The organism is Sphingomonas sp. (genome assembly GCF_031372575.1).
Taxonomy (GTDB): domain Bacteria; phylum Pseudomonadota; class Alphaproteobacteria; order Sphingomonadales; family Sphingomonadaceae; genus Sphingomicrobium.
This window is the reverse complement of the sequence record NZ_JANMLM010000016.1, coordinates 28,748-54,568: the sequence shown is the minus strand read 5'-3', so window position 1 is coordinate 54,568 and position 25,821 is coordinate 28,748. Positions and strand designations below refer to the sequence as shown.

Annotated in this window: 32 protein-coding genes and 1 tRNA gene; 20 read left to right on the top strand and 13 right to left on the bottom strand. The window is 64.0% G+C overall.

Annotation, left to right across the window (positions count from 1 at the left end; translation table 11 throughout):
- Positions 1 to 208: 208 nt before the first annotated feature.
- The 17 genes from RMN73_RS01360 (at position 209) to RMN73_RS01280 (ending at position 14,140) form a co-directional block, all read left to right on the top strand.
- Positions 209 to 391, top strand: a complete 183-nt coding sequence (locus RMN73_RS01360) for a Flp family type IVb pilin (RefSeq protein ID WP_309601523.1) — start codon at positions 209 to 211, stop codon at positions 389 to 391.
- Positions 392 to 439: 48 nt separating this feature from the next.
- Complete coding sequence (locus tag RMN73_RS01355) at positions 440 to 622, top strand: Flp family type IVb pilin (protein ID WP_309601522.1); 183 nt, start codon at positions 440 to 442, stop codon at positions 620 to 622.
- Positions 623 to 658: 36 nt separating this feature from the next.
- Complete coding sequence (locus RMN73_RS01350) at positions 659 to 862, top strand: Flp family type IVb pilin (RefSeq protein WP_309601521.1); 204 nt, start codon at positions 659 to 661, stop codon at positions 860 to 862.
- 57 nt (positions 863 to 919) lie between these two features.
- Complete coding sequence (gene cpaB / locus RMN73_RS01345; protein WP_309601520.1) at positions 920 to 1,897, top strand: Flp pilus assembly protein CpaB; 978 nt, start codon at positions 920 to 922, stop codon at positions 1,895 to 1,897.
- Positions 1,887 to 3,398 carry a type II and III secretion system protein family protein gene (locus RMN73_RS01340; protein WP_309601519.1) on the top strand — a complete coding sequence of 504 codons (1,512 nt, stop codon included), beginning with the start codon at positions 1,887 to 1,889 and terminating at the stop codon, positions 3,396 to 3,398. Before cpaB ends, RMN73_RS01340 begins: the two co-directional genes overlap by 11 nt.
- On the top strand, positions 3,388 to 3,678 hold the full coding sequence (locus RMN73_RS01335) for a hypothetical protein (RefSeq protein ID WP_309601518.1): 291 nt from the start codon (positions 3,388 to 3,390) through the stop codon (positions 3,676 to 3,678). Before RMN73_RS01340 ends, RMN73_RS01335 begins: the two co-directional genes overlap by 11 nt.
- Positions 3,679 to 3,685: 7 nt before the next feature.
- Positions 3,686 to 5,299 (top strand): pilus assembly protein TadG-related protein, encoded by a 1,614-nt coding sequence (locus tag RMN73_RS01330; protein WP_309601517.1) that lies wholly within the window; start codon positions 3,686 to 3,688, stop codon positions 5,297 to 5,299.
- A complete protein-coding gene (locus RMN73_RS01325; protein ID WP_309601516.1) occupies positions 5,296 to 5,796 on the top strand; it encodes a TadE/TadG family type IV pilus assembly protein in 501 nt (166 codons plus the stop codon). Before RMN73_RS01330 ends, RMN73_RS01325 begins: the two co-directional genes overlap by 4 nt.
- Entirely contained in the window at positions 5,793 to 6,422 is a 630-nt protein-coding gene (locus tag RMN73_RS01320) for a TadE/TadG family type IV pilus assembly protein (RefSeq protein ID WP_309601515.1), read from the top strand. The genes RMN73_RS01325 and RMN73_RS01320 overlap by 4 nt, the downstream gene beginning before the upstream one ends.
- A gap of 16 nt (positions 6,423 to 6,438) precedes the next feature.
- Entirely contained in the window at positions 6,439 to 7,641 is a 1,203-nt protein-coding gene (locus tag RMN73_RS01315) for a pilus assembly protein CpaE (RefSeq protein ID WP_309601514.1), read from the top strand.
- A 2-nt stretch (positions 7,642 to 7,643) separates the two neighbouring features.
- Positions 7,644 to 9,035, top strand: coding sequence for a CpaF family protein (locus RMN73_RS01310; protein ID WP_405051506.1), 1,392 nt, complete (start codon positions 7,644 to 7,646; stop codon positions 9,033 to 9,035).
- A complete protein-coding gene (locus RMN73_RS01305; protein ID WP_309601512.1) occupies positions 9,032 to 10,033 on the top strand; it encodes a type II secretion system F family protein in 1,002 nt (333 codons plus the stop codon). The genes RMN73_RS01310 and RMN73_RS01305 overlap by 4 nt, the downstream gene beginning before the upstream one ends.
- Positions 10,034 to 10,037: 4 nt before the next feature.
- Positions 10,038 to 11,015: a type II secretion system F family protein gene (locus tag RMN73_RS01300; protein ID WP_309601511.1), complete on the top strand. Its 978-nt coding sequence runs from the start codon at positions 10,038 to 10,040 to the stop codon at positions 11,013 to 11,015.
- Between the two features lies 1 nt (position 11,016).
- A complete protein-coding gene (locus tag RMN73_RS01295; RefSeq protein WP_309601510.1) occupies positions 11,017 to 12,024 on the top strand; it encodes a LytR C-terminal domain-containing protein in 1,008 nt (335 codons plus the stop codon).
- Complete coding sequence (locus RMN73_RS01290; RefSeq protein ID WP_309601509.1) at positions 12,021 to 12,836, top strand: tetratricopeptide repeat protein; 816 nt, start codon at positions 12,021 to 12,023, stop codon at positions 12,834 to 12,836. Before RMN73_RS01295 ends, RMN73_RS01290 begins: the two co-directional genes overlap by 4 nt.
- Positions 12,833 to 13,300, top strand: a complete 468-nt coding sequence (locus RMN73_RS01285; protein ID WP_309601508.1) for a prepilin peptidase — start codon at positions 12,833 to 12,835, stop codon at positions 13,298 to 13,300. The genes RMN73_RS01290 and RMN73_RS01285 overlap by 4 nt, the downstream gene beginning before the upstream one ends.
- 75 nt (positions 13,301 to 13,375) lie before the next feature.
- The gene (locus RMN73_RS01280) at positions 13,376 to 14,140 is read left to right on the top strand and encodes an inositol monophosphatase family protein (protein WP_309601507.1); all 765 of its coding nucleotides are present in this window, start codon (positions 13,376 to 13,378) and stop codon (positions 14,138 to 14,140) included.
- On the opposite strand, the gene hisIE is transcribed toward RMN73_RS01280, so the two are convergent.
- The 9 genes from hisIE to RMN73_RS01235 form a co-directional block, all read right to left on the bottom strand.
- Positions 14,107 to 14,736 (bottom strand): bifunctional phosphoribosyl-AMP cyclohydrolase/phosphoribosyl-ATP diphosphatase HisIE, encoded by a 630-nt coding sequence (gene hisIE / locus RMN73_RS01275; protein WP_309601506.1) that lies wholly within the window; start codon positions 14,734 to 14,736, stop codon positions 14,107 to 14,109. The genes RMN73_RS01280 and hisIE overlap by 34 nt on opposite strands.
- The gene (gene hisF / locus RMN73_RS01270) at positions 14,733 to 15,500 is read right to left on the bottom strand and encodes an imidazole glycerol phosphate synthase subunit HisF (RefSeq protein WP_309601505.1); all 768 of its coding nucleotides are present in this window, start codon (positions 15,498 to 15,500) and stop codon (positions 14,733 to 14,735) included. Before hisF ends, hisIE begins: the two co-directional genes overlap by 4 nt.
- Complete coding sequence (locus RMN73_RS01265; protein WP_309601504.1) at positions 15,487 to 16,215, bottom strand: 1-(5-phosphoribosyl)-5-[(5-phosphoribosylamino)methylideneamino] imidazole-4-carboxamide isomerase; 729 nt, start codon at positions 16,213 to 16,215, stop codon at positions 15,487 to 15,489. The genes hisF and RMN73_RS01265 overlap by 14 nt, the downstream gene beginning before the upstream one ends.
- Complete coding sequence (gene hisH, locus RMN73_RS01260; protein WP_309601503.1) at positions 16,212 to 16,802, bottom strand: imidazole glycerol phosphate synthase subunit HisH; 591 nt, start codon at positions 16,800 to 16,802, stop codon at positions 16,212 to 16,214. Before hisH ends, RMN73_RS01265 begins: the two co-directional genes overlap by 4 nt.
- Positions 16,799 to 18,433, bottom strand: a complete 1,635-nt coding sequence (gene hisC / locus RMN73_RS01255; RefSeq protein WP_309601502.1) for a histidinol-phosphate transaminase — start codon at positions 18,431 to 18,433, stop codon at positions 16,799 to 16,801. Before hisC ends, hisH begins: the two co-directional genes overlap by 4 nt.
- A complete protein-coding gene (gene hisD / locus RMN73_RS01250; protein ID WP_309601501.1) occupies positions 18,430 to 19,692 on the bottom strand; it encodes a histidinol dehydrogenase in 1,263 nt (420 codons plus the stop codon). Before hisD ends, hisC begins: the two co-directional genes overlap by 4 nt.
- Entirely contained in the window at positions 19,692 to 20,585 is an 894-nt protein-coding gene (gene hisG / locus RMN73_RS01245) for an ATP phosphoribosyltransferase (RefSeq protein ID WP_309601500.1), read from the bottom strand. The genes hisD and hisG overlap by 1 nt, the downstream gene beginning before the upstream one ends.
- Positions 20,582 to 20,860: a YerC/YecD family TrpR-related protein gene (locus tag RMN73_RS01240; RefSeq protein ID WP_309601499.1), complete on the bottom strand. Its 279-nt coding sequence runs from the start codon at positions 20,858 to 20,860 to the stop codon at positions 20,582 to 20,584. Before RMN73_RS01240 ends, hisG begins: the two co-directional genes overlap by 4 nt.
- 159 nt (positions 20,861 to 21,019) lie before the next feature.
- Positions 21,020 to 21,110 (bottom strand) — tRNA-Ser (locus tag RMN73_RS01235).
- A gap of 98 nt (positions 21,111 to 21,208) precedes the next feature.
- Between RMN73_RS01235 and RMN73_RS01230 the strand changes: the two genes are divergently transcribed.
- The 3 genes from RMN73_RS01230 to RMN73_RS01220 are packed head-to-tail and all read left to right on the top strand — an operon-like array spanning position 21,209 to position 22,793.
- Entirely contained in the window at positions 21,209 to 21,607 is a 399-nt protein-coding gene (locus tag RMN73_RS01230) for a metallopeptidase family protein (RefSeq protein ID WP_309601498.1), read from the top strand.
- Positions 21,604 to 22,158 carry a heme ABC exporter ATP-binding protein CcmA gene (gene ccmA / locus RMN73_RS01225; RefSeq protein WP_309601497.1) on the top strand — a complete coding sequence of 185 codons (555 nt, stop codon included), beginning with the start codon at positions 21,604 to 21,606 and terminating at the stop codon, positions 22,156 to 22,158. The genes RMN73_RS01230 and ccmA overlap by 4 nt, the downstream gene beginning before the upstream one ends.
- Positions 22,155 to 22,793, top strand: coding sequence for a heme exporter protein CcmB (locus tag RMN73_RS01220; protein ID WP_309601496.1), 639 nt, complete (start codon positions 22,155 to 22,157; stop codon positions 22,791 to 22,793). The genes ccmA and RMN73_RS01220 overlap by 4 nt, the downstream gene beginning before the upstream one ends.
- On the opposite strand, the gene RMN73_RS01215 is transcribed toward RMN73_RS01220, so the two are convergent.
- The 4 genes from RMN73_RS01215 to RMN73_RS01200 are packed head-to-tail and all read right to left on the bottom strand — an operon-like array spanning position 22,783 to position 25,818.
- Complete coding sequence (locus RMN73_RS01215) at positions 22,783 to 23,646, bottom strand: class I SAM-dependent methyltransferase (RefSeq protein ID WP_309601495.1); 864 nt, start codon at positions 23,644 to 23,646, stop codon at positions 22,783 to 22,785. The two genes, RMN73_RS01220 and RMN73_RS01215, sit on opposite strands and share 11 nt — an antisense overlap.
- Positions 23,643 to 24,872 (bottom strand): pitrilysin family protein, encoded by a 1,230-nt coding sequence (locus tag RMN73_RS01210; protein WP_309601494.1) that lies wholly within the window; start codon positions 24,870 to 24,872, stop codon positions 23,643 to 23,645. Before RMN73_RS01210 ends, RMN73_RS01215 begins: the two co-directional genes overlap by 4 nt.
- Positions 24,872 to 25,465, bottom strand: a complete 594-nt coding sequence (locus RMN73_RS01205) for an SURF1 family protein (RefSeq protein WP_309601493.1) — start codon at positions 25,463 to 25,465, stop codon at positions 24,872 to 24,874. The genes RMN73_RS01210 and RMN73_RS01205 overlap by 1 nt, the downstream gene beginning before the upstream one ends.
- The gene (locus RMN73_RS01200; protein ID WP_309601492.1) at positions 25,462 to 25,818 is read right to left on the bottom strand and encodes a DUF983 domain-containing protein; all 357 of its coding nucleotides are present in this window, start codon (positions 25,816 to 25,818) and stop codon (positions 25,462 to 25,464) included. Before RMN73_RS01200 ends, RMN73_RS01205 begins: the two co-directional genes overlap by 4 nt.
- Between the last annotated feature and the right edge of the window lie 3 nt (positions 25,819 to 25,821).

The following is a 25,821-nucleotide window of genomic DNA, read 5'->3' as shown; positions in this document are numbered from 1 at the left end:
ATTAACCTCGATTAATTGTTCAGGTTGACAAAAAATTAACACAGGCGCAGCTTTTGGGCAGCTGGAAGCCTTGGGGGGCATCTTGCCGGATGCAGCATCTGTAGCGGTTATGGATACTTGCTCGGGTTTATGCAGACTTTCCCCACTGTGTTTCAGGCGGGTGCTTCCGTCGTCAGGCGGAACTGAAATTAGGGGAAAGGAACGACACATGAAGACATTTATCAACATGCTGAGGGATCAGTCGGGCGCGTCGGCGGCCGAATATGCCCTCATTCTTGCAATCGTCGGTTCGGCGCTTGCTTTGGCCGCAATCGGCCTGGGCAACACGATTTCCGGATCGATGAACACGCAGGCAAGCCGGATCAAAGACTGTCAGGACGGCGCTTGCTGATTGGATGAGGCGCCGATTTTGTCGGCCCTTCTATTGGGGAGAAATATGATGAACACGATCATTCGCATGATGCGCGATGACTCAGGCGCTTCGGCGGCTGAATATGCGCTGATCTTGGCGATCGTTGGTTCGGCGCTTGCGTTGGCCGCCATCGGCCTCGGCAACACGATTTCCGGATCGATGAACACGCAGGCCAGCCGGATCCTTGATTGCCAGGATGGCGCTTGCTGATTTGAGCCTTGCACTGGCGCTGCTTCGGGAGCGCCAGTGCAACTTATCACCGGGGCGACCGTGCAGATTTTGACTCACTTTTTGCGCAATCAAACTGGTGCGAGTGCAGCGGAATATGCGCTGATCCTGGCGATCGTCGGGGCCGCGATTGCGGTGGCCGCAATTGGACTGGGCAACAGTATTTCGGGGTCGATGAACAGTTCTGGCAATAAGATCGCCAATTGCGGCGGGGGTTGCTGAGCCGGGAATAAGCAAGTCTGCAAGTTTGTGGCAGAGGCAATCAAGCGGGGGCCGACCATGATTAAACGCGAATCCTTGATCGCACTTGCCGTATCCCTGGTTTTGGGGGTTCTCGCCGTTTATCTCGCCAACATCTATCTGTCGCGGTCCGAAGTGAAGGTCGAAGCCGCTGCGGTGGGCACGACCCGCGTTGCGGTCGCAGCCGTTCCACTTGATTATGGGGTTGAGGTCACGCCGGAGAAAATCCGGTTCGTCGACTTCCCCAATGCAAGCCTGCCCGCAGGTAGCTTCCGCACGCTCGATCAATTGCTCCCACCGGGCAAGAAGCGCGTAGCGCTGCGCCCCATGCAGGTCAACGAATTGATCCTCGCGTCTAAACTTTCGGGTGAAGGCCAGAGTGCGTCGATCTCCGCTTTGCTGCCTGACGGGAAACGGGCTGCTGCGATCCGCTTGAACGACGTCTCCGGCGTGGCGGGCTTTATCCAGCCCAACGATTCGGTCGATGTGCTGGTCACACGTCAGGCCGGTAGCCAAGGCGATGCCAACCAGCTGACCGATGTCCTGCTGCAGAACGTGCGGGTGATCGCGATCGACCAGAATGCGAAGAATGCCGATGGCACGCCGAGCATCGCCAAGACGGCAACGCTCGAGGTCCAACCGCTTGATGCGCAGAAGCTGGCGCTGGCCCAGCAGGTCGGATCATTGAGCCTCGTCCTGCGCAAGCCGGGCGAAGATCAAAATAGTGCGCTGGTCGAGACCGTCAGCCTCAATGACCTTCGCTACAGCCTTTATGGCGGCAATCGCTACGTTAGTACTTCGCGGATCGCTGGCGGCGGCTTCGGCCAGTCCCTCGCGGCGGCTTTCGATCCAGCCCGCGCCCGCATTGCCGCCGCTAACCAGTCCAGCGCGCAGCGGCCGGTTCGCCGAGTTGCGCCTCCGGTCAGCAGGGCACCTAAGCCAAGCCAGTCCAACAGTGTCGAAATCGTCCGCGGGACGGAAGGCAAAGACTATGAGGTGAACAATTATGGCTCATAAAGCTTTGCGCAGGCTGGCCCTGCTCGCGGTCGTGATGGCCACATCGGCGATCGTCATTCCCGCGTCCGGCCAAGCCGAAGGAATCACGGTCGCCGACGGTGTCAGCGCCGGTGAAGTCGCGGTTCCGGTCAACAAGAGCCAGGTGATCCGGTCCGACCGACCGTACGTCAAAGCATTGATCGGCAATCCCGAGATCGCCGATCTGCTGCCGCTCACCAACCGTTCGCTCTACGTGCTCGGCAAGAAGGCTGGCACCACCAGCCTGACCCTGTACGACCGAAACAACATGCTGATCGCGGTGGTCGACGTGGTGGTCGGGCCCGATGTGACGACGCTCAAGCGCCAATTGTCCGAACTCATGCCCGGCGACAGGGTCGGTGCGCGGATCTCGAACGATTCGATCATCCTGGAAGGCCTGGTGTCGAGCGGCCCGGCGGCGGATCGCGCAGTCCAGATTGCCGAAACCTATGCCCCGGGCAAGGTCGTCAATATGCTGTCGATCGGCGCGGCGCAGCAAGTCATGCTCGAAGTCCGGTTTTCGGAAGTGAAGCGCTCCGCCTTAAAACAGATCGGCGCGGGCTTTTTCGTCGGCAATGATGGCGGCTCGTTCACCGGCGTGCTTGGCGGGGGGTCGAGCCTTACGCCCAATGCCGACACCGGGGCGGGCGTGTTGGGGCTCGGATCGATCATCGACAGCTTCGGAATTCTGACCAAGAGGTTCGGCGCATTTGGATTGAATTTCGACGCCGCGCTTGATGCGCTTGAGCGCAAAGGTGCGATCACCACGCTGGCCGAACCGACACTGGTGGCCTTGTCGGGCGAAACGGCAAGCTTCCTCGCGGGCGGCGAATTTCCGGTCCCGGTGCTCGGCAATTCGACCGGCGGCGGAAGTGGCGGCAACAATAATGCGAGCATCACAGTTCAGTTCAAACCGTTCGGTGTCAGCCTGGCGTTTACGCCGACTGTCCTGGCCGACGGAGTGATCAACCTGGTGGTCGCACCGGAGGTCAGCTCGATCGATCCGACCGCGTCGATCGTGATCAACGGTCTCCGCATCCCCGGCCTTCAGACTCGCCGCGCCAAGACCACTATCGAACTGCGTGACGGAGAGAGCTTTGCGTTGGCCGGACTGATCCGCACCGATTTTCAGGACACCGTCCGGCAATTCCCAATCCTCGGCTCGATCCCGATCATCGGCGCATTGTTCAAGTCGACCAATTTCCAGCGCGAGGAAACCGAGCTGGTGATCATCGTCACGCCGCGGCTGGTGCGACCGGTCCGCGCCAATGCAATGAAACTGCCGACCGACCGCGCCGGCCCGCCGACCGAGGCTGATCTATTCCTGCTCGGGCGCACCGACACCGGGGTCAAGGCTGGTCCCGGCTCGGCCGGCCAGCCACCGGCCGATGCCGCCTTGCCGCCGCCCGCGCCGCGCGGCCCGGGCGGGTCGGCATCCAACCAGATCATCGGCTTCGAAAAGGAGTATGGCCATGTCCTTTAAACGGCTGTTTGTACCGTTCTCTGTGGTCTTGGTGGCCGGTTGCCAGACGCCCGCGCCGCAAGCCGGTTCGCTCGATGCGGGCTTTGGCGAGACCGTCAAATATGACATGGCGCTGCAGGTGATCGACCCCGATCCGGTGTATGACGACCAAGATGCGCAACCCGGCAGCAACGGGGCCAAGGCCGCCGCCGCAGCGCGCCGCTATCGCACCGATCAGGTCAAGGCGGTCGAATCGCAAGGCACCACCACGAGCAGTAGCTCCTCCAGCGGGCCTCGATGAGGGTCCAATGCTCGAGCACGCGCCACGGTTGATCGAGGATCGCGGCGGGGCCGTCACCGCGACGGTCGCGCTGTCGTTGTTTGCGCTGATCGCGGTTGGCGGCGTCGCCTTTGATTATGCGCGGATGGCGTCGCTCGATACCGAATTGCAGAATGCCGCCGACCAGGCCGCGCTGGCCGGGGTCAGCCAGCTTGATGGCCAGACCAATGCATGTTCACGCGCGGCACAAGCGGCGCGATCGCTGATTACCAATCGCACATTGATGGCCAATGACGGTGGTGCGACGACCATTGCGATCGCCACTGAGTCGGCCTGCGATGCCGTTGGCTCAATCCGCTTTTACCAGGATTTAGCCAAGAGCGTCGCTGCGACCTCCGATGCCAACGCTAAGTTCATGGAGGTCAGTGTCGCACCGCGGACTGCGTTCTACGCACTGACTCCGATTGTGGCCGCATTTTCCTCTGGCGCGCTCAATGCAACGGCGTTCGCCGGGCTTGGATCGGCGATTTGCAAGACTCCGCCGGTAATGATCTGCAATCCGCAAGAGACTGGCGGCAATACCGGGTTCAACGTGAACGCGCTGATCGGCGTCGGGATCAAACTGGTGTCGGTCGGCAATGGCAATGGCACGTGGGCGCCGGGAAATTTCGGTTACCTCGATACGCATGGCGGATCGAATGGCGCCCCCGGATTGCGCGAGGCGCTGGGTTGGAATGCCGCGCCTGGCGATTGCGCCGCCGCCACCGGCGTCGATACCAAGCCGGGCGCGTCGGTATCCGTAACCGACGCTCTCAACACGCGGTTTGACATTTACGACAGCAACACCAGTTGCCAGTCGGGGGGTTCGTGCCCGGCATCGATCAACTCGGTCAAGGACGTGGTCCGCGGCGCGAACGCCAATGGCAATAACAAGTGCAAGCTCCAAAACCAGGGATGGGGGCTTGGCGCAGCTTATTATGGATCCGGGACGATGCCGACGTCGGCCACCGCGATCATGCCAATTGCCTCGGTTCCCGGTTCCATGGGCCACCCAAGGGACATGTGCCATGCGGTCGACAGCGCGGTGAGCGGCGCCTGCCTCAGTCCGATCGGGAATGGCCTGTGGGATCGCGATGCCTATTTCCGGGTAAATTATCTTCGTTCCAACGCGACCCGCTGGACCAACGCCAATTGGCTGGCGAACACCGGCCTCGGGGCCACGGCAACGCGCTACCAGGTCTATCAATGGGAAATCGCGCATCTCGGCCAGACGATTGATGGCGTGACCGTACTCGGCCCCAATCCGCCGGGCGCGTCGGGCAACACCAAGGTCGCCTATGGTCAACCCGTTTGCAGCCCGGCGGAGGGATATGGCGGCGGTATTACCCCTGGTGCGAACACGACCGATCGCCGCAAGCTGTCGGTCGCGGTGGTCAATTGCACGGCCCAGGGCGTGAACGGCAATTCCACGGGCGTCCAGGTCAAGGACTGGCTCGACGTGTTTCTGGTCGAACCGTCGATCAACCGGGCACGAACCGGCGCCGGCGACATTTACGTCGAGGTGATCAACCGGACCAACAATGCGACCGACGAGGGCGCGGTGCAGCTTGTCAAGAAAAGCGTGCCGTACCTGATCGAATGACCAATCGACCTCGCCTTGCCGCCGATCGTGACGGGACCGCCGCTGCCGAAATGGCGCTGGTCCTGCCGCTGTTGCTGGCCTTGCTGTTCGGCACGTTCGAGCTGGGGAATTATTTCCTCGCCGAACATGTCGTGCAGAAAGGGGTTCGCGATGCCGCACGTTATGCCGCGCGCCTGCCGATGGTCAATTATCCATCCTGCGTGCCAACCTCCGCGGCAACGGCGCAAATCCAGCGCGTGGCGCGAACCGGACGTCCCGACAGTGGCGGCGCAAGCCAGCGGCTGGAAGGCTGGACGGCAGATACCATGACGACGGTTACGCTGACCTGCACTGCAACCGGAACCTACACCGGCATCTACACCCAGTTCCCGACCGGCGTGACCGTTGTCGAGGTAAAGGCCACGGTGCCTTACCCGTCGCTGCTCGGCACGATGGGGATCGGCACGCCCTCGCTCACGCTTGGCGCCGCGAGCCAATCCGCGGTGTATGGCGCATGACGTCGAAACAGCCTTTCCTGCGCGACCAGCGCGGCGCGAGCGCGGCGGAATTCGCGCTGGTGCTGCCGTTGTTACTGTTGCTGTTGCTCGGGTTGATCGATGCTGGCCGGTTCATGTGGGAATATAATCAGGCCGAGAAAGCGACCCAGATGGGCGTCCGCTACGCCGTCGCAACGGCGGTCGTTCCGGCCGGGCTCGGTAGCTATAGCTTCGCCAGTCAAGGAGGAGTCACCGCCGGTGAACCAATCCCGACCAGTTCCGCGGGATCGCCGCCCGCCTGGTTCGGCAGCGCAACGTGCAACAATGCCTCGTGCACCTGCTCGGGAAGCTCGGGGATCTGCAACGTGATCGGTTATGATTCGGCCGCTTTCGGATTGATCGTCGGACGGATGAACAAAATGTACCATGGTGCCACCGCACCCCGCGTTTCGGTCGAGTATCGCAATGTCGGGCTTGGCTATGCGGGGGATCCCAATGGCCCCGACGTCGCACCCTTGGTCACCGTCCGGCTGACCGGCATGCGATTCCAGCCATTGAGCACGATGATGCTGGGGCTCGGTGTCGATATGCCTGATTTCCGTGCCGCGCTAACGCTCGAGGACGGATCGGGCGCGGTGGCAAATTGAGAACTCGAGCGTCGCCATGTCGGTAATCAACCCCAATGAAGCGTCCAAGAGTTGGCGCACGCAGCGGCGTGAGCCGACCGTCATCCTGTACCTGTCCGGGGCCGACGGCGACGCGTCATCTCTGATCGGCGCGCGCGTCGGCGGTTTCGCGCTGACTCTCGCCTTGCTATCAGAAACCGATCGTATCGATCCGGCCGATCTTGGCGCCGCCTCGGCCGCGGTGATCCAGGTCAATCGCGATCAGCCGGAGTCGGTTGCCCGGTTCCAGCAACTGGCCGCCGCCACCCGTACCCCACTGATCGCCGCCGCGTTCGAGCCGCCGCTGGCGTTCGTTCGCTCGCTGATCCGGGCAGGCGCGCATGATGTCGTGCCATTGCCGCTCGACGTCGCCGACCTCGAAGCGGCGTTGGCACCCATCCGCGATTCCCTGGCTAGCGACAATGCGTTTGCGCAGACCGGGGGTGCCAAGGTCGTCAGCATCATCAAGAGCGTCGGCGGGGTCGGGGCGACCGCGCTGCTGACCCAGCTCGGGATCCGGTTCTGCGAGCAGGAAGCAGCACATGGCCGCCAGGCCTGCCTGATCGATTTCGATGTGCAGTTCGGTGACGCCGCCTTCCAGCTCGGGCTGCAACCCAACCTGTCCCTCGCCGACCTGATCGACGCTGGCGCGCGAATTGATGGCGATATGCTGCGCGCCACGATGACGTCGCATTCGAGCGGACTGCAGGTGCTCGCCGCGCCGCCCGACGTGACGCCACTAGAGTCGCTGTCGAGCGATCAATTGCTTGAGATTGTCGAGCTCGCGGCGCGCGAATTTGGGACCGTGTTCGTTGATTTGCCGACCAATTGGACCAATTGGTCGCTGTCGATCCTGGCCCGTTCCGACGTTGTCTTGCTGGTAACCGAAATGACTGTCGCAAGCCTGTCCCGCGCGCGCCGCCAACTCGACTTGATCCGGTCGCAGGAGCTGGACGAGAACAATGTCCGGGTGGTCGTCAATCGGTTCGAAAAGGGGCTGTTGAAAACAGTCCGGATGACCGACGTGCGCGACAGTCTGGGGCGCGACGTCGCCTTCACCATCGCCAATGAACATGCCTTGATGAGCGCGGCGATCGATCGCGGGATCCCGATTGTCGAGCTCAAGCGTAAAAGCACGTTGATGCGCGATCTCGACTTGCTCGATGCCGGCATTGCCGCCGCGCTGGGGCTGGAGCGGTGACCATGTGGAACATTCGCAAGACGGACCGCAGCTCGGTCCCTTCCGATGAACACAAATCGCTGCCGCTGGTCGAGCAGCGGCTGGTCGATCCCGGTGAAGCCGGCGCTTTCGCGCAGCGCGATGCAAAGACCGAACTCAAGGTCGAGCTTCACCAGCGGTTGCTCGACCTGATCAACCTCTCTGCGCTCGACCAGATGTCCCACGAGCAGATCGAAGCCGAAGTCGGCGATATCGTCAGCGAGGAACTGGCCAAGCAGAACCATGCCCTCAACCAGTCGGAACGAAAGCAATTGGTGGCCGACGTGCTCGACGAATTGCTCGGGCTGGGGCCGCTCGAACCGTTGCTTAAAGATCCGACCATCGCCGACATCCTGGTCAACGGCCATAATCAGGTGTTCGTCGAACGCTTCGGGATTCTCGAGCCGACGCCGGTGCGCTTCAAGGACGAGAAGCATCTCCTGCGGATCATTCAGAAGATCGTATCCGCAGTCGGCCGGCGAATCGACGAATCCTCGCCCATGGTCGATGCCCGATTGGCTGATGGCAGCCGCGTCAACGCGGTCGTTCCGCCGCTTGCGATCGACGGATGCGTGCTGTCAATTCGCAAATTTGCGCGCGTGCCGATCGGCATGGAGCGACTGGTCGAACTAGCCAGCATCACCCCGTCGATGGGTCAAGTACTCGAAGCGATCGTCGCGTCGCGCCGCAACGTCCTTATCTCTGGGGGCACCGGGTCGGGCAAGACGACATTGCTCAACGCCATGTCGGCCTTTATCGACGATCGCGAACGGATCGTGACGATCGAGGATTCGGCCGAGCTCCAGCTCCAGCAGCGCCACGTCGTCCGGCTGGAAACGAGGCCCGCCAACACCGAGGGCAAGGGTGAAGTGGCGCAGCGCGACTTGGTCAGGAATGCGCTTCGCATGCGCCCGGACCGGATCATCCTGGGCGAGGTTCGCGCCGGCGAGGCGTTCGACATGCTTCAAGCGATGAACACCGGCCACGATGGATCGATGACCACGGTCCATGCCAATACGCCGCGCGATGCGCTGACCCGGGTCGAACAGATGATCGGGATGAGCGGAATCGACATTCCCGCTCGCTACGCCCGGTCGCAGATAAGTTCGGCGATACAGGTGGTAATTCAGGTTTCGCGCATGAACGATGGACGCCGCAAGGTGGTCAGCATTTCGGAGATTACCGGAATGGAAGGTGAAGTCGTCACGATGCAGGAAATTTACCATTTCCGGCTCGCTGGCCTCAGCGCCGACGGGCAGGTCCAAGGGCGGTTCCAGGCAACCGGAATCCGGCCTCGCTTCCTTGATCAGGTCGCCGCCCACGGCCTCAGTTTACCAGCCGATCTGTTCCGGCCAGACGCGCAGCAGGAAACATGAGCGACAGCTGGCTCAAGGCATTGCTTCTGGCGTGCATCTTCGGCGCGGTCCTGCTCGCTGCCGACGCGCTGGTCCGGTCGCTGGCAAACAGTCGCTCGACCGTTCGCGCGATCAATATGCGGTTGCAGATGATTGGTTCCGGCCGGTCCCCCGGCCAGGTGCTGAACATGCTCCGTCGATCAGAAAGCACCGTCTCGCTCGGATTTCCGCCGGTGCTGCAACGGGCAATGCTGAAGTTCGAACGCACGCTGATGGCGGCGCAGGTCACCATGCCGACGGCGCGGCTGATGACCATCCTGTTGGCCGCGCCTTTCGTGCTGCTGTTTGTGCTTTTGGTCGTCCTTTACGCTATCGGCATGCCGATTGGCTGGGGTCGGTTGCTGTTGCTGGCGACGTTTTCGGGCGTGGTCGGGTGCCTGCTGCCGCTGATGGTGCTGCAGATGAGGGCCAACCGGACTCGCAAGAAAATGCAGGATCAATTCCCGGTTGCGGTCGACGTGTTCGTGCGCGGGCTTCGGGCCGGACATCCGATCGCCTCGGCCCTTGAACTGCTCACGGTCGAAATGTCCGATCCGATCGGAAGCCAGTTCGGGATCGTAGTTGACGAGATCACTTATGGTGCCGAACTGCGCGATGCGCTGCAGGCGATGGCCGAAAGATGGGGGCTCGACGACATGAAGATGTTCGTCGTTTCGCTTTCGGTGCAGAGCGAAACCGGCGGTAATCTGGCTGAGATTCTCGAAAATCTGTCGGGCGTGATCCGCGATCGGCAATCGATGATGCTCAAGGTTCGGGCCTTGTCGAGCGAAGGGCGAATGACCGCGATCATGCTCACCGCATTGCCGGTGCTGGCGTTCACCGGCCTGTTCCTCGCCAACCCCTCTTTCTATCTCGACGTGTCGGATGACCCGGCGTTCGTGCCGGGATTCGTCGGCCTGATGCTGCTTTATGCAATCGGCTATTTTTCGATCCGCCGCATGGTCAATCTGAAGGTCTAGGCGGATGCTCAACCTAATCACCGATTATCCGATCCTCAGGATCTCGATGCTGACCATCCTTTTCGGAATTGTTGCGCTCGGCACCTTCTATGTAGCGACTGCAGGGGCCGCCCGCCAGATTGCACGCAGACGCCTCAACCCCGATGTCCAGCCAGGTGAGATTCCGCTGCGGATCGGATCGCTCCGTTCGGACAAGATCGAAAGCGCGTGGCTGACGTTGGTCAATGGGATTGAAAAGGCTGGCCTGTCGCTCACGGATTCAAAGGACCAGGCGCTACGCCAGAAGCTGGCAGCGGCCGGCTTTACCGCCGCGCACGCGCCGCGGGTCTTCACCCTTGTGCGCACGGTCATGGTATTCGCCTTGCCGATCGCCGTGCTTGGGTTGTTCTGGATGATGAATGCAACTCCCAGCCTGACCAAACTCTACTTTGCGGTCATCATCTCGGCGTCACTTGGCCTCTACCTGCCCGCCCTCTTTGTCCGCGTTCGGGCGGCCCGGCGAACCGAGGAAATCATCAATGGCTTTCCCGACGCGCTCGACCTGATGCTGGTTTGCGTCGAGGCGGGTTTGGGGCTTGATGCTGCCTTCGCCCGGGTCGGAATGGAAATGACCGAATCGCACCCCCGGCTGGCGGAGCAATTGGGCGCGGTCGTGCTCGAGCTTCGCGCCGGGCGGAACCGTGAAGACGCGCTGCGGCGAATGGCCGACCGGGCCGGTGCCGATGAAGTGCGCGCGTTTGCGACCTTGCTGATCCAGTCGACCAAGCTCGGCTCGTCGATTGCCCAGACATTGCGCGTCTATGCATCCGAAATGCGCGAACGGCGGCGCATGCGGGCCGAGGAAAAAGCGCATCGGCTGCCGGTTCTGCTGTCGATCCCGTTGGTCGCCTGCATGCTTCCGGTGATGATCGGCGTATTGATGTTGCCGGCCGCGATCCGGGTGATGCGCGCGGTCATCCCGGCGCTGACAGCAGGAGGCTAGATTGACGAGGAAGATCATCATCTGTGTGGTCGCGACCATGCTGACGACCAGCGCGTGCACCGAGCAGGGCAAGCTGCAGATCCGCGCGATCGAGCCGACGCTGGCGAGCGGGGTCAGGACGGTTTCGTTCCGGGTGGCGGAAGCGCGCGGCCAGTTTGCGCTCGGCAATGTCGGGCTGGCGCTCGAATCCTATCGCAAGGCGGCGCGCGAAGATCCTGAAAGCGCCGATGCGTTCGCCGGTATTGCCGCTTGTTACGATCGAATGGGTCGGTTTGACCTGTCTCGCCGAAACTATGAAATTGCGCTGGCGATCGCGCCGGGCGATCCCCGGTTGCTTGGCTCCTTGGCAGAATCGCTCGATGCTCAGCATTTTACGGCGGAGGCCGCGTCGGTTCGACTGGAGATCCAGCAACGCCTGGCTACAAACGCGGCGCCATCGACCCCGATGGCGGCACTGGCACTACAGCCGGTCTTGCCGACGACCGTTGCCAATGCGGTGAATGCCGTGATGGCGGCGAGCGATTGGCCCACAATGTCACCAAATGCAGCCCCATCGGCCCCGCGTTCGGCCATCGCACGGGCCGGGCCAAGGCTTGAGCGCGTGTCGCTCGGCGAGGTTGCATTGATCACCACAGCCGGGCCGCAATGGCGCACGCAGATGGCCGACGCGGTGGTTCGCAAGCCGATCACTGGCGCTGCCGCCGTCCGGCAAGCAGCAGTCGCCCATTCGGGACTGCGCCTGCTCAACGCGGCGCGGGTCGATCGATTGGCGTCCCGAACCGGGGCCTATCTTACCAGTCGCGGTTGGGCGGTGGCCAGCGTCGGCGATGTCCAGCTGCCACGATCGCGCAGCCTGATCCTCTATCCGGCCGACAAGCGCGCTGCCGCGATGCGGCTGTCGGCCCAATTCGGCTTCGGGGTCGAACAACGGGCCAATCTACGGCAGATCACGATCCTGCTCGGCCGCGATGCTGCGAGCATGCCGATGATCAAGGGTCAAAGCGGATGATTGCGCTGCTGGTCGCCGCGGCGCTCGCGGTGGCCCCGCCGGCCCCGCCGGCCCCGCCGGTCCAGCCCGCGCCGCTCAGCGAGGCCGACCACGCAATTGCCAGCGGACGGCTCGATCAAGCCCGGATCATGATCGGCAAGGCCATCCAGGCTGGGGTCCACGGCCCGCAGCTCGATCGCCTGCTTGCCGATCTCGCCTTTGCGTCGAGCGATTTTGCAATTGCCCTGATTCGCTATGAGGCCTTGCTCGCGATCCAGCCGGGCGAACCACTGTTTGCCGAGCGGATCGGTGTTGCTGCTATTCACCAAGGCAATCTGGCCAAGGCGGCGAGCGCCCTTAAGCTTGCCACCGCCGCGCCTTTGGCCTCGTGGCGCGCCTGGAATGCACGCGGTGTGTTGGCCGACCTGCGCGGCGACTGGATTGATGCCGATCGCTCCTATGCGCGGGCAACAAGGGCAAAACCGAACGCGCCGGAAGTACTCAATAACCAGGCGTGGTCATTGCTTCTTCGCGGACAATGGCAAAGCGGGCTCGCCTTGCTGGAGCAAGCCGCCGTCCTCGATCCACATGTGACGCGGATCGCGAACAATTTGGAACTGGCCCGCACTGCGGTGAGCGAAAACCTTCCGCAACGCCGCGCCGACGAAAGCGCCGAAAATTGGGCGGCGCGGCTTAACGACGCTGGGATCGTTGCCGACCTTCGCGGCCAGCGCAAGCAGGCGATCGCTGCCTTTGCTCAAGCCATCATGGCCAACAACGTCTGGTTTGAACGGGCGGCGAATAATCTCGCACTGGCCGAGGCCGAAAAATGAATCTCGCTGCAACCGCGCCAAGCTGGTTGCTGCTGCTCTTCGTAGCCCTGCTTGTCGCGGCCGCTGCGGAAGATGCCTGGCGGCTGCGGATTTCCAATCTCACCTGCCTGTTTATCTTGGTCGCGGCGATCGCTGCTGCAATGCTTGCCGGCCCGCGACTGGCGCTGTGGCAAAATGCCGCAACTTTCGTGATCTTGCTGGCGCTCGGCACGCCGATCTTTGCCGCCGGGAAGCTCGGCGGCGGCGACGTCAAGCTGATTGCGGCGTGCGGTGCATGGTTCGACTTGCGCAGCGGTGTCACGATGCTGATCAACGTCCTTCTCGCCGGTGGCATCCTTGCCCTTGTCGTACTGACGATAAGGGCCTTCCGGCGGCGGGGTGACGATCGGCGCGACACCAAGACCTCGAGGGGCATTCCTTATGGCGTGGCCATTGCCTGCGGAACGCTGCTCATGCTTCGTTGAGCTTGGTTCGGGATTGCGATCAGCGGTCCTTTCATATTGCCGCTTGGCGTGACGCCCGGCTTTTGCGACAGGGCGATGATGGATCGCATCGCTGAACTTCTGGGCCAACTCGCGGACGCCGCGCGGCACGTCGTCGCCCAATCGCATGCGGCTGATCGCGCGTACGAGAACAAGGCTGATGTTGGCCTCGACCCAGTCACGCAAGTCGATCGCGATATCGAAACCGCGCTTCGAGGATTGATCGCGGACGCGTTTCCGGGCGACTCCATTCGCGGTGAGGAATTTGGCAGGACCGGTCAAGGAGCGCGGCGAATCTGGAGCATCGACCCAATCGACGGCACCCGCGCCTTCATCTGCGGCTTGCCGAGTTGGGCGGTGCTGGTGGGCGTGATCGAGGATGGGGCACATGTCGCCGGGTTGATTGACCTGCCCATGCTGGACGAGAAGCTGATCGCTAGCGGGGGGAAAACGCTGCGCAACGGCGCACCGGTCGCGACTAGCGGGTGCGTTATCCTTGCATCGGCGCGGCTGTCGACCACTGACCCCTATCTGTTCGAAGGAACCGAACGCGACCAATTCGAGCGCGTTCGCGGGGCAACATTGGTGACGCGCTACGGGCTCGACGCTCTGGCCTATGTGCGGGTTGCGACCGGAGACATCGACCTGGTGATCGAAAGCGGGCTCAAGCGGCATGATCTCGATGCGCTCGTTGCGGTGGTGCGCGGGGCGGGCGGGGCGATCGGCGACTGGAATGGCGGCGAAGATTGGGATGGCGGGCGCATCATCGCTGCGGCCAGTGCGTCGCTCTACGCCGAGACGGTGGCGTTGCTGTCGGCGTGACGGCGACGTAATTCATCGATCACCGGCGCCCAGAATAGCCCGCGCGCCTGAAGCAGCAGGGTCAGATGATAGACTAGGTCGGCAGTCTCGCTGGCGAGCTCGGCATCATCGCCGACAACCCCGGCGAGCGCGGTTTCGACGCCTTCCTCGCCGACCTTCTGGGCGATCCTTTTGGTACCTTCCCTGAGCAGGCGCGCGGTGTAGCTGGTCGCCGGGTCGGCGGTCGCGCGGTCGATCAACACGCGTTCGAGCTCGGCAATGAAACCAGTGCCGGCGGCTTGTTTGTCGCCAAAGCACGAGGTGGTGCCATTGTGGCAGGTCGGGCCGGTCGGCGTTGCGGTGATCAGCAGCGCATCGCTGTCGCAGTCGACCGCGATGCCGACCAGCGCGAGCGTATTCCCGCTGGTCTCACCCTTGCGCCACAATACGCCGCGCGATCGGCTGAAGAATGTCACGAACCCACTCGCGATCGTCGCGTCGAGCGCGTCGCGGTTCATATATCCAAGCATCCGCACTTCGCCGCTCGCCTTATCCTGGACGATCGCGGGGATCATGCCGCCCATCCGGTCCCACGCCAGTTTATCCCTATCGATCATCGTCGAACCTCGATTGATTGCGCCGCCAGATAATCCTTGAGATTCGCAATCGCGATCCGCCGGTCATGAAATACCGAGGCAGCCAGCGCCCCGCTCGCCCCGGCGCGAAAGGCCTCCGCGAAATGCTTCATCGTGCCTGCCCCGCCGGATATAACGACGGGGACATCGACTGCCGCCACGATCGCGCTCAGCTGGGCGATATCATAACCCTCGCGCACCCCGTCGCGATCCATGCAGTTGAGCACGATCTCCCCCGCACCGAGTCGCGTCGCCTCGACCGCCCAGTCTATCGTCTCGCGCCCGCTGCTGCGGGTCGCCTCGGGCCGGCCGGTGAACTGCTTGACCGACAGGCGACCGTCGGGGCCGACCAAGCTGTCGATCCCGAGCACGACGCATTGCCGTCCGAAGGCGGCAGCAAGCTCGCTCAGCAATTCGGGCCGCTGCAGCGCCGGTGAATTGACGCTGACCTTGTCCGCCCCCGCCGACAGCAAGCTGCGCGCCGCCGCGACATCGCCGATCCCGCCCGCGACCGAGAAGGGAATGTCGATCACCGCAGCCACCCGCTCGACCCACGCAAGGTCGACCGTGCGTCCATCGGCGCTGGCCGTGATGTCGTAGAACACCAGTTCGTCCGCGCCCTCGTCGCGGTAGCGCAAAGCATGATCGACGATGTCGCCAATATCGCGATGATCGCGAAACTGGACGCCCTTGACCACGCGACCATCGGCCACGTCGAGGCACGGAATGATCCTAGCCGTGGGCATGCGCCACCGCTTCGGCGACGGTGAAACGTCGCTCCCAGATTGCCTTGCCGACGATCGCGCGCGCGGCGCCGGCGTTGGCGAGGTCAGCTAGATCGTCGAGCACTGCGACCCCGCCCGAGGCTTGCAGCTCAACCGCCGGATGTGCGGCAACGATGGCCTTCATCAGCGGGAGGTTGGGCCCGTCGAGCATTCCGTCCCGCGCAATGTCGGTAACCAGCAAATGGCGCACCGACGGATGGCGCGCGAGCACCGTGTCGAGTGTTTCGCCCGATCCGGTCGCCCAGCCGTGGGTCGCGACAAGCGGCATGCCATCCTCGATCCGCACGTCGAGCGCGAGGGTCAGTCGGTCGGGACCAAACTGGTCGATCATCCGGACGAAGGCGTCGGGATCGTCGATCGCGAGGCTGCCGATAACCACTCGCGCAACCCCGGCATCGAGCACGCGGCGGACCTGGTCGACGGTCCGAAATCCGCCCGCGACCTGGAGCGCGAGCGAGGTCGAATTGGCCAATGCGATGAAAAGATCATGCTGGCGCGGTTCGCGGGCGCGGGCACCGTCGAGATCGACTAGATGCGCCTCGACCGCTCCGCCATCGGAAAACGACGCGAGGGCTTCAGCAGGATCGTCCGAGTAATTCGTCTCGCGCGCGAAATCGCCCTGCGCCAGCCGGACGCAGCGACCGCCGATCAGGTCGATTGCCGGGAGCAGGATCATGCGGCGAGGAACGCCGACAGGAAGCGACTGCCCGCGGCCGATGATCGTTCGGGGTGGAATTGCGCCCCCCACCATGCGCCGCTGCGCACTACCGCCGGGATCGATGTGCCGCCGTATGCCGCGCGGGCGGCGACGTGCGAGCTATCGGGGCAGGCGAAGCTATGCGCGAAATAGACGTAATCGCCAGGGTCGAGCCCGATATTGTCCGCTTCGGTTGTAAGCGCGCTCCATCCCATGTGCGGGACCGGGAAACCTGAGCTCGGCCTCAATTCGGCGACCGATCCAGGAAGGATTCCGAGCAACTTTGTCCCACCATCTTCGTCCGAATTCTCGAACATCAATTGCATCCCCAGGCAGATGCCAAGCGTCGGGCCCGTGCGGCGGCGAAGTGCGTCATCGAGCCCCGCTTGCCGCAGCTGCTTCATCGCCGTGCCGGCTGCCCCAACCCCGGGAAGCACTACCCGGTCGGCGCGATCGACCGCTGCGGGATCCGCCGATAGCGCTACGCTCGCGCCCAGTCGCTCAAACGCCAGCGCGATTGATCGCGTATTGCCATAATCGAGATCGAGGATCAGCAAATCGCTCACAACATGCCCTTGGTCGAGGGCAGAACGCTCCCATTTCCCTCGATCGCCAACCCCTGGCGAAGCGCCCGGCCGAAGGCCTTGAAGCACGCCTCGACCTTGTGATGATCATTGTCGCCGGTGACGCGGACGTGGATTGCCGCGCCCATGCTGTCGGCGAGGCTGCGGAAAATGTGCGGCACCATTTGCGTCGGCAGGTCGCCGACCGCTGGGGCATCGAAGCTGCCCTCGAACTTGGCGAACGGGCGGCCTGATAGGTCGATCAGCACGTGAGCCTCGGTCTCGTCCATCGGCAGCACGAACCCGAACCGGCCAATCCCGCGCTTGTCGCCGAGCGCCTGGCGGAGCGCGGTGCCGAGCGCGATCGCGATGTCCTCGATGCTGTGATGCGGGTCGATCGCAACGTCGCCGGTGCAGGCCAACGTCAACCCGAACCCGCCATGTGCGGCAACCTGGTCGAGCATATGGTCGTAGAACGGGATGCCACTGTCGATATGGCGCGGCTCGGGTCGGTCGAGGTCGATGCTCAAAACAATCCGTGTTTCCTTGGTGTCGCGGATGACGTCGGCGCGGCGGCTGCTGGCGGGCGCGGCGATTCCGAACACCGCGAGCAGGGCTGCATTCTCCTCGTCTGTCCCGATCGTTACGCGCACCCCGCCCGACGCGGCGTTGGGACGAAAGCGCACCCGCACTGCGGCGGCGGCGAGTCGCCGGGCGAGATCAGCGGGGTTGGTGACCTCGAGGAACAGGAAGTTCCCGCCCTCGCGCACCGATTGGATGTCATCGACCGCGCGGAGTTGGTCCGCGAGCAGCGCGCGCTGCTCGAGCAGGGTAGCGATCCGCTGGCGATGGATCGGCATCCGCTCGGGTCCAAGCGCGTCGATCGCGGCGGTGATGCTCGGTACCGGCAGCGGATACGGTGGTGACACGCGGGCGATCAGCGCGATCAATTCGCGCGACCCGATCGAACAACCGATCCGCGCGCCGGCGAGGCCATAGGCTTTGGACAAAGTGCGCAGGACAACCAGATTTTCGATCTTCCCGCATTCTGCTGCCAGGCTCTGCGCATCGGAAAACTCACCATAGGCTTCGTCGGCGATGACAATCGTGTCGGGCAAAGCCACCGCGATCCGGCGGACGTCGGCGGGGTCGACCGGCGATCCGGTCGGGTTGTTGGGGGTGCACAGGAACAGCAATTTGGGCCGCTCAGGCTGCATCGCCGTAATCACCGCGTCGCCGTCGAACGTGAAGCCCTCGCCGAGCCGGGCGGTAATGACACCCGCGCCCTGAATCCGCGCGAATTGGGCATAGGCCGAGAAGGTTGGCTCGACGATCCCGACCTTATCCACGCCAGCTTCGCAAAAGGTACGGAGCAGCAAGTCGATCGCATCGTCGCTGCCGCGCGTGACCCACAATTGGTCGGGCGCGACACCGTACAGATCCGCCATCCGCCGCCGCAGCGCATCGGGCTGCGGGTCGGGATAGCGGTTGACCCCAGGCTGCCCCTGGACCAACGGCAGATAGGGGTTCTCGTTGGCGTCGAGCCGCACCGTCCCAGGCAGCGGCGCACCGGCAATATCAACCGGCGGCAGCGCGAGGATAGCGGGCCGCGCGAGGCGCTGGACGAGGCTCATGCCGCGACCCTGGCTTCGGCGGCGCGGGCGTGCGCTTCGAGCCCTTCGAGTCTGGCCAGCGCTGCCGCTGGGGCGGATAGAGCGGCGGCGGCCTCCGCAGTGACTTGCTGCACCGTGATCGCCTTCATGAAGGTGAGCGTCGACACACCGCCGGTAAAGCGCGCTGCGCCGTCGGTCGGGAGAACGTGGCTCGGTCCGGCAAGATAATCGCTGAAACTTTCAGCCGCTTGATGCCCGACAAAGATGGCACCGGCGTTGCGGATTGCCGCGACCATCGCACCCGCGCCGTCGCAAGCGAGCGAGAGATGTTCTGGGGCGTAGGTGTTGGCAATGACGATTGCCTCATCGAGATTGGCGCAGAGGATGAACCGCGCGGAAGCGAAGTTGCCGCCCATCGCCGCAGATTGGCGCTCGACTTCGCCCGCGACTGAGTCGATCAGCACCGTCGATGGCGATACCAGAAGCACCTGCGCGTCCGGATCATGTTCGGCCTGGCTGAGCAAGTCGGCGGCGACGGTCGTGGGGTTCGCGCTGTCATCGGCGATAACCAGCAACTCGCTTGGACCCGCGGGCAGGTCGATGCCGGGACCACCGGACCGCGCCGCGACCATCGACTTGGCGGTCGAGACCCAGGCGTTGCCGGGGCCGCAAATCCGATCGACGGCCGGAATGTTGCCCGCGCCAAATGCCAGCGCGGCAATCGCCTGTGCCCCGCCGACGTCCCAGATCGTCTTTATTCCGGCGATCTCCGCAGCGAGTGCAATCGCCGGATCCAGCCCGCTATCGGGGCGCGGCGGGGTGACCACCACCAACTCCCGAACCCCCGCAACCCGCGCCGGAATGGCGAGCATCAACAAGGTCGAAAATAACGGTGCCTTGCCGCCCGGCACATACAGGCCGGCGCGGTCCAGCGGCCGCCATTGCTTGGCAACGCGCAGCCCCGGGTAAGTCTCGACCTCGGTATCGCCCGGCAGGGTCGCGCGGTGGAATGCCTCGATATTGCGCGCCGCGAGCTGCACTGCCTCCTGCGCCTCGACCGGCATTGATCGTCGCGCCTCAGCGGCGAAAGGCGCAACCTCGACCGGGCCCGGCGCTCGCCCGTCAATCCGCACCGCTTGCTCGACCAGCGCCGGCCAGCCGCGCTCTCGTACGTCATCGATAATTCCGCCAACTGCCGCGCGAAGGGTGGCATCATCGCGGCCACGCGGCCGGGCGAGTGCGGCCGAGCGCACCGAGGGATCAGACCAGTCAAACCGCATCACATCATCATCTTTTCAATCGGCATGACGAGGATCGCCGACGCGCCAGCCGCTTTGAGCCGCTCGAGCGTCTCCCAGAACACCGATTCCTGGCACACCGCCTGAACCGCGACATGGCCCGGCCGACCGATCAACGGCACCACGGTCGGGGCCTCGGCGCCGGGCAGGATTGCAGTGATCGAAGCAAGCGCCGATTCGGGCGCATTGAGGACAATATATTTACTCTCGGCGGTGGCGATCACGCCGTCGATCCGCGCCAGCAGCGCGCTAACCTTGTCGCTGTGCAGATTGTCGATCGGCCGCAGCGTCCGCACCAGCACGGCCTCGCTTTCGAATACGTCGCACACGGGCGCGAGGCCATTGGCTTCCAGCGTCGCGCCGGTCGATACCAGGTCGCACACGAAGCGGGCGATTCCCAGTCGCGGCGCAAGCTCGACCGCACCGCGCATGGTCACGATTTCGGCGGTGAGGCCGTGGCTTTCCACGAATCGCTTGAGCAGACGCGGGTAGCTGGTTGCAATGCGCTGCCCGTCGAGCATCGCGGGCTGGAATGAGTTGAGGGTGTCGGGCGCAGCAATTTTCAAACTGCACTTACCAAATCCCAGCCTAGCGACTTCCTCGATCCGCGGCTCGGATAGCCCGAGCGCATATTCCTCAAGCACATTCTGCCCGACGATTCCGAGCTCACACACGCCATCGGCGACAAAAGTAGGGATGTCGTCGTCACGCACGAACATCAGGTCGAGCGGGAAATTTTCCGCCCGCGCGGCGAGATGGTTCTTGCCGCTCTCGCTGAGGCGAAGGCCGGCGTCCTTGAGCAATTGGCGCGACCGGTCCGACAGGCGTCCCGATTTCTGCACCGCCATGTGCAGGCGATTGCGATCAGGGCTCATAACTTGCCTCCGACGCGGTCGAGTAGCATTCGATAGCCGCCATTATTCTCCTGGCGGAGGAAGCGGGCGACCCGGACGATGGTCGTTGTACTGACCCCCGTGGCATCGTGAATTTCACGATAAGTCATCGCGCCGGCGTCGAGCAATTTGGCGACTTGCCAGCGCTCGGCAAGGCTGTGTACCTCGGCCGGCGTGCAAAGATCGGCCAGCAATGCGCGCGCATCACCCGCGTTGCGAAGCAAGGCGATTGCCTCGGCAAGATCGTCTGCAAGCACGTTGCTGGAAACGGCTAAAGTCTGATTAGCAATCACGTTTGTTCCATCGTGTTAAAACAGTGAAACGTGCCGCTAGAGGGATAGCGGGGATAATGCAAGTCCGAAATCCGACGCATCGCCGCAGCGATTTTTGCCTGCTTTGGATTCAACAAGGGAATGTGGCGGAGCGGGTGGGATTCGAACCCACGATACGGTTTTGCCGTATACTCACTTTCCAGGCGAGCGCCTTCGACCACTCGGCCACCGCTCCGCACATCTCATGATGCCTGGAATGGAGCGGCGTTTAGGCGGACGCGCCGTCGCCCGCAAGCTTGCCGGGCGGGGGCTGCGCCCTCTAAGGCGGTTCGCATGGCGCGGAGCTTCGACATTCCCCCTTCGGCGGACGAGATTGAAGTGATCGCGCGCGCCGCGCTAGTTGGCCTGCCGTCGCCGTTCGCCGATCATTTGCGCGACATCGTGCTCCAGGTCGATGAACTGGCCGAACAGGATTTGCTCGCCGAGCTCGGCATCGACCATCCGCTTGACTTGACCGGAGTCTATGAAGGCGTACCGATCGGCGAGAAAAGCGTCGATTCGCCAAGCCAGATGCCTGACCGTATCCGCCTGTTCCGCCGTGCGATCCTCGATGAATGGGTCGAGGAGGGCGAGGATTTCGAGCATCTCATCCGCCACATCTTGATCCACGAGGCTGGCCATCATTTCGGGCTGTCCGACGAGGCGATGCACGCACTTGAGGAGCAGGTTTGAGCCAGCTGGTCGAGGGGCGGGGACTGGCGCTGGTGCGTGGTGGGCGGCTGCTGTTTGAGGGTCTCGATGTTGCGCTTGTAGCTGGCGAGGGGCTTCACGTCACCGGGCCCAATGGCTGCGGCAAATCGAGCCTGATCCGCCTGATTGCCGGACTGCTGACCCCCGCGGCGGGGACGATCGTCCGCGCCGAGGCCGCGCTTGCCGACGACCATCTCGCGCTTGATCGAGAGCTTGCGTTGGGCAGGGCGCTGGCTTTCTGGTGCGGGCCGCGCATAGCCGAGGCGATGGCGGCGTTCTACCTGGAGCCGCTGGCCGACATTCCGGTGCGCATGCTTTCGACCGGCCAGGCGCGCCGGGCGCGGCTGGCGCGGGTGATGGCCACCGGTGCTCCCCTATGGTTGCTCGATGAACCGCTCAACGGGCTCGACACGGCGAGCGTGGCGCGGCTCGATCAGGCGATCGCCGACCATCGCGCGGCGGGCGGCGGGGTGATCATTGCCAGCCATGCCCCGCTGGCCGGCGAGTGGCAGATTTTGGAGCTGGCGCAATGATCGGCGCGCTCATCGCTCGCGAGGTCCGGCGCGGGTTGACGGGGGCGGCGTGGCTGCCGGTGGCTTTCTTCCTAATCGTCGCGGCGATCGTACCGTTCGCAGTTGGCCCCGATGCCAAATTGCTGGCGCGGATCGGCGGCGGGGCGTTGTGGATCGCGGCGCTGACCGCAGCGTTGCTTCCGATCGAGCGGCTGGTCGAACCCGAACGCGCGGATGGGATTCTCGACCAACTCGCGCTGGCTGGGACGAGCGAGGAAGGCATCGCCGTTGCCAAGATCGCCGGCCACTGGCTGACTTTCGGGCCGTTGCTGCTGCTCGCCGCCATCCCCGCCAGCGTCCTTGTCGGGCTGGACGGACCCGCATTGCTCCGCGCGATCATCGCCTTGGCGATCGGCACCCCGGCGTTGGCTGCGCTCGCGGTGACGGTCGCCGCGCTTACCGCCGGCCTGCCGCGCGCTGGCTCGCTCGCCGGGCTGTTACTGATGCCGCTCGCAATCCCGTTGGTGATCTTTGGCGCAGCGGCGACCGGCGTTGGCCAGGAAGGCGCGCTCAAGCTGGAGGCGGCGGTGGCGTTGCTGACTCTAGCCGGTGCGCCGTTCGTGACCGCGGCGGCAATCAGAGCTGCTAGGACTTAGCCCAGCGCGCGAAAATCGCCGTCGGCAGCAGCAGGCCACGCGCTTCCTCGCGCACTGCCATTTCGCCGCACTCGACCTCGCCGCCGAGGTGAGCGGTCAGCTGGCGGAGCAGTTCGCCAATCGCCAGCGCCGACATCCGCACCGCATAAACCGTCAGCACCAGGAAGCGGCTTTCGGCATCGAGCAAATTCACGCAGTCGGCGAGCAATGGCGCGAGATGCTCTTCGAGCCGCCACACTTCGCCCTCGGGTCCGCGCCCGAATTTGGGGGGGTCGAGCAGGATACCGTCGTAGCGCCGCCCGCGCCGAACCTCGCGCGCGGTGAATTTGGCGGCGTCGTCGACGATCCAGCGGATCGGGCGGTCACTCATCCCCGACAATTCGGCATTACGACGCCCGCCCTCGACCGACTTCTTCGATGCGTCGACATGGACTAATTTTGCCCCGGCCTCGCTTAGCAGCAACGTGCCGACCCCGGTGTAGCCGAACAGATTCATCACGTCAGCGTCCGCCGACCGCTCCCGCATCAAATCCCATTGCGGCGCCATGTCGGGAAAGAAGCCGAGATGGCGGAACGGGGTCAGGCTGGCGTGGAAGCGGACCTTGCCGCGCGCCAGTGGCCAATCGCGCGGGACCTCGCGATGCTGCTGCCAGCGGCCGCCGCCATCCTCGTCTGATCCAGGCATGAAGGTCGCGTCGGGGTCCCAGTTGGATTGCGCCGGGGCCCACATCGCCTGCGGTTCGGGGCGAACGACGCGGATCGGTCCGTAGCGTTCGAATTTCCACCCGCCGCCGCTGTCAATCAGGCCCCAATCATCCCATGGTTCGGCGACGATGGTGGTAAGGTTGCTCATGCTGCGAGCGCCAGCTTGCCGCCGATCGAGGCGAGGGCAATGGGGCCGCTGAGCATTGTTTGAGCAGCACTGCGAGCAGTATATGCGGTGACCGAGCGGAGTTCGCCGAGCATTTCATCCAAGGTCATGATTCGATTGAATATTTCGATCGAACGCGCGATTGAATCGGCGCGACCCTGGGCGGTCTCCAGCGCCATGATGATGCCCGCTTCGACCTGCGCTCGGGCGCGGTCCAGCTCGACGTCGGTGAGGTCTTCGGCGGCGCGGCTGACGCATGTTCGGGCGAGCGCCATCGCTTCGGCCGCGCGGGCCTTGTCGGTCGACAAATTGACCGCGAACAGCCCGGTGTCGGCGAATCCCTGGGTCCACGAATAGATTGAATAGGCCATCCCGCGCTCCTCGCGCAGTTCCTGGAACAGCCGCGACGACATCCCCCCGCCGACGGCTTGGGAGAATAATGCCAAGGCCGGTGCATCATCATGCGTCGCGGGCAGGCCGGGGAGTGCGAAGGCGAGATGGGTCTGCTCGGCCGCCTTGCGGTCGGAGCAGATGCCGCCGACGAATGCCGCAGTCGGGATCGCGGGCGGGTCGGCCGCTTCGAGATCGCCGAACAGACGCCCGGCGAGCGACAATATCGCGTCGGGATCAACCGCGCCGGCCGCCGCAATCACCAACCGCGACGGGCGATATTCGGTCGCGAGCCAGTCTAGGCAATCGTCGCGGGTCAGCGCGAGGATGCTCTTCTCCCGGCCGAGCACCGGGCGGGCGAGTGGCTGATCGCCAAGCGCGGCCTCGAACAGATGGTCGTGGATCAGGTCGTCGGGCGCGTCGAGGCATTCGCCAAGCTCGGACAGGATAACCTGCTTCTCGCGTTCGAGTTCGTCGGCGTCCAGTTTCGGCGCGCGGACGAGGTCGGCGATCAGCTCGAGCGCCAAACCGACGTCATTGGGCAGGGTGCGCGCGTGGAACACCGTCTGGTCGCGCGCGGTCCACGCGTTCAAGGATCCGCCGACATCCTCGATCGCCTCGGCAATGCCGCGCGCGTCGCGGCCGCCGGCGCCCTTGAACACCATATGTTCGAGCAGATGCGCGAGCCCGCCCTTGCCCGCCGCTTCGGACCGCGATCCGACCGCAGCATAGAGCCCAATCGATGCCGAGCGCGCACCCGGCATCGGGTCGATCGCAACCGTCAGGCCGTTGGACAGGCGGGTTAGATCGGCGACCATCAGCTATCCAGCCCCTGCAGCCGCTTGCGCACCGCAATGCCGTAAATCACCAGCGCGGTGATCGCGAAGAACAACCATTGGAAGGCGTAGCTCAAATGATTGTTGGGAATTGATTCGGTCGACGGTGGGGCCGATGCCGCAAGCCCCTGCAAAGGGGACGCGACCACGAGCCGCATCCGCTGGTCGCGATCAGGCGCGATGATCCCGTTGACCGTCCCGCCGCCCCAGCCGCGTCCCGCAGCGGGGTTCTTGGACCAGCCCATCTCGACCGCCATGCCCGGCCCCTCGGCGCCCGTCACGCAGTCGGCGATGATCAGGAACCCCGGTTCGCCGCTTAAATTCTGGCCCGGGCGAGTGCGATAGCCGGCGACGCGCTGGCACGTGCCGCTCGCCTTGCGGAACAAGGGCAATGGCTCCTGGATCGGCATGGTCGGCCAGCCAATCGCAGGCATCGTCCGCGCCGCTTCGTAACGTGCGAGCAAGGCGTTTTTCCACTGCGCGCGGCGGGCCTGCCACAAGCCGAGTCCGATCATCGTCGCCACTGCAGCAGCGACCAGGATCGTCGGGATGATCGGCAGGCGCTTCCAGTTCATTTGACCAATCGCCCTTCGCCCGAATCATGACGAAAGCTCTGATATGCAAGGATCGCCTTGCCGAAGCGAAGCCCGATCATGGTCAGCAAGATTGCGACCGGCAGCCAGACCAGATGCACCCACCAGGCGGGAGCGTAGGTCAGGTCGACCACCACCGCAGCGACCACGATGATCGTCCCGACGATCAGGATCAGGAACACCGCCGGGCCATCGCCGACATCGAGCGCATCAAAGTCGAGCCCGCATCCCGAACAGTATCTGGCAAGCGCGACAGGACCGCGAAACAGGCTCTTAGCCCCGCAGCGCGGGCACAGCCCGTTGAGGCTGGCCCGCACCAAAGTTGGCGGAGTCACTCG

Bases quoted from the DNA above. Each gene is read 5' to 3' on its own strand.
- RMN73_RS01360 (WP_309601523.1), top strand. From the start codon at position 209: ATGAAGACATTTATCAACATGCTGAGGGATCAGTCGGGCGCGTCGGCG.
- RMN73_RS01355 (WP_309601522.1), top strand. From the start codon at position 440: ATGAACACGATCATTCGCATGATGCGCGATGACTCAGGCGCTTCGGCG.
- cpaB (WP_309601520.1), top strand. From the start codon at position 920: ATGATTAAACGCGAATCCTTGATCGCACTTGCCGTATCCCTGGTTTTG.
- RMN73_RS01340 (WP_309601519.1), top strand. From the start codon at position 1,887: ATGGCTCATAAAGCTTTGCGCAGGCTGGCCCTGCTCGCGGTCGTGATG.
- RMN73_RS01335 (WP_309601518.1), top strand. From the start codon at position 3,388: ATGTCCTTTAAACGGCTGTTTGTACCGTTCTCTGTGGTCTTGGTGGCC.
- RMN73_RS01330 (WP_309601517.1), top strand. From the start codon at position 3,686: ATGCTCGAGCACGCGCCACGGTTGATCGAGGATCGCGGCGGGGCCGTC.
- RMN73_RS01325 (WP_309601516.1), top strand. From the start codon at position 5,296: ATGACCAATCGACCTCGCCTTGCCGCCGATCGTGACGGGACCGCCGCT.
- RMN73_RS01320 (WP_309601515.1), top strand. From the start codon at position 5,793: ATGACGTCGAAACAGCCTTTCCTGCGCGACCAGCGCGGCGCGAGCGCG.
- RMN73_RS01315 (WP_309601514.1), top strand. From the start codon at position 6,439: ATGTCGGTAATCAACCCCAATGAAGCGTCCAAGAGTTGGCGCACGCAG.
- RMN73_RS01310 (WP_405051506.1), top strand. From the start codon at position 7,644: ATGTGGAACATTCGCAAGACGGACCGCAGCTCGGTCCCTTCCGATGAA.
- RMN73_RS01305 (WP_309601512.1), top strand. From the start codon at position 9,032: ATGAGCGACAGCTGGCTCAAGGCATTGCTTCTGGCGTGCATCTTCGGC.
- RMN73_RS01300 (WP_309601511.1), top strand. From the start codon at position 10,038: ATGCTCAACCTAATCACCGATTATCCGATCCTCAGGATCTCGATGCTG.
- RMN73_RS01290 (WP_309601509.1), top strand. From the start codon at position 12,021: ATGATTGCGCTGCTGGTCGCCGCGGCGCTCGCGGTGGCCCCGCCGGCC.
- RMN73_RS01285 (WP_309601508.1), top strand. From the start codon at position 12,833: ATGAATCTCGCTGCAACCGCGCCAAGCTGGTTGCTGCTGCTCTTCGTA.
- RMN73_RS01280 (WP_309601507.1), top strand. From the start codon at position 13,376: ATGATGGATCGCATCGCTGAACTTCTGGGCCAACTCGCGGACGCCGCG.
- hisIE (WP_309601506.1), bottom strand. From the start codon at position 14,736: ATGATCGATAGGGATAAACTGGCGTGGGACCGGATGGGCGGCATGATC.
- hisF (WP_309601505.1), bottom strand. From the start codon at position 15,500: ATGCCCACGGCTAGGATCATTCCGTGCCTCGACGTGGCCGATGGTCGC.
- RMN73_RS01265 (WP_309601504.1), bottom strand. From the start codon at position 16,215: ATGATCCTGCTCCCGGCAATCGACCTGATCGGCGGTCGCTGCGTCCGG.
- hisC (WP_309601502.1), bottom strand. From the start codon at position 18,433: ATGAGCCTCGTCCAGCGCCTCGCGCGGCCCGCTATCCTCGCGCTGCCG.
- hisD (WP_309601501.1), bottom strand. From the start codon at position 19,692: ATGCGGTTTGACTGGTCTGATCCCTCGGTGCGCTCGGCCGCACTCGCC.
- hisG (WP_309601500.1), bottom strand. From the start codon at position 20,585: ATGAGCCCTGATCGCAATCGCCTGCACATGGCGGTGCAGAAATCGGGA.
- RMN73_RS01230 (WP_309601498.1), top strand. From the start codon at position 21,209: ATGGCGCGGAGCTTCGACATTCCCCCTTCGGCGGACGAGATTGAAGTG.
- RMN73_RS01220 (WP_309601496.1), top strand. From the start codon at position 22,155: ATGATCGGCGCGCTCATCGCTCGCGAGGTCCGGCGCGGGTTGACGGGG.
- RMN73_RS01215 (WP_309601495.1), bottom strand. From the start codon at position 23,646: ATGAGCAACCTTACCACCATCGTCGCCGAACCATGGGATGATTGGGGC.
- RMN73_RS01210 (WP_309601494.1), bottom strand. From the start codon at position 24,872: ATGGTCGCCGATCTAACCCGCCTGTCCAACGGCCTGACGGTTGCGATC.
- RMN73_RS01205 (WP_309601493.1), bottom strand. From the start codon at position 25,465: ATGAACTGGAAGCGCCTGCCGATCATCCCGACGATCCTGGTCGCTGCT.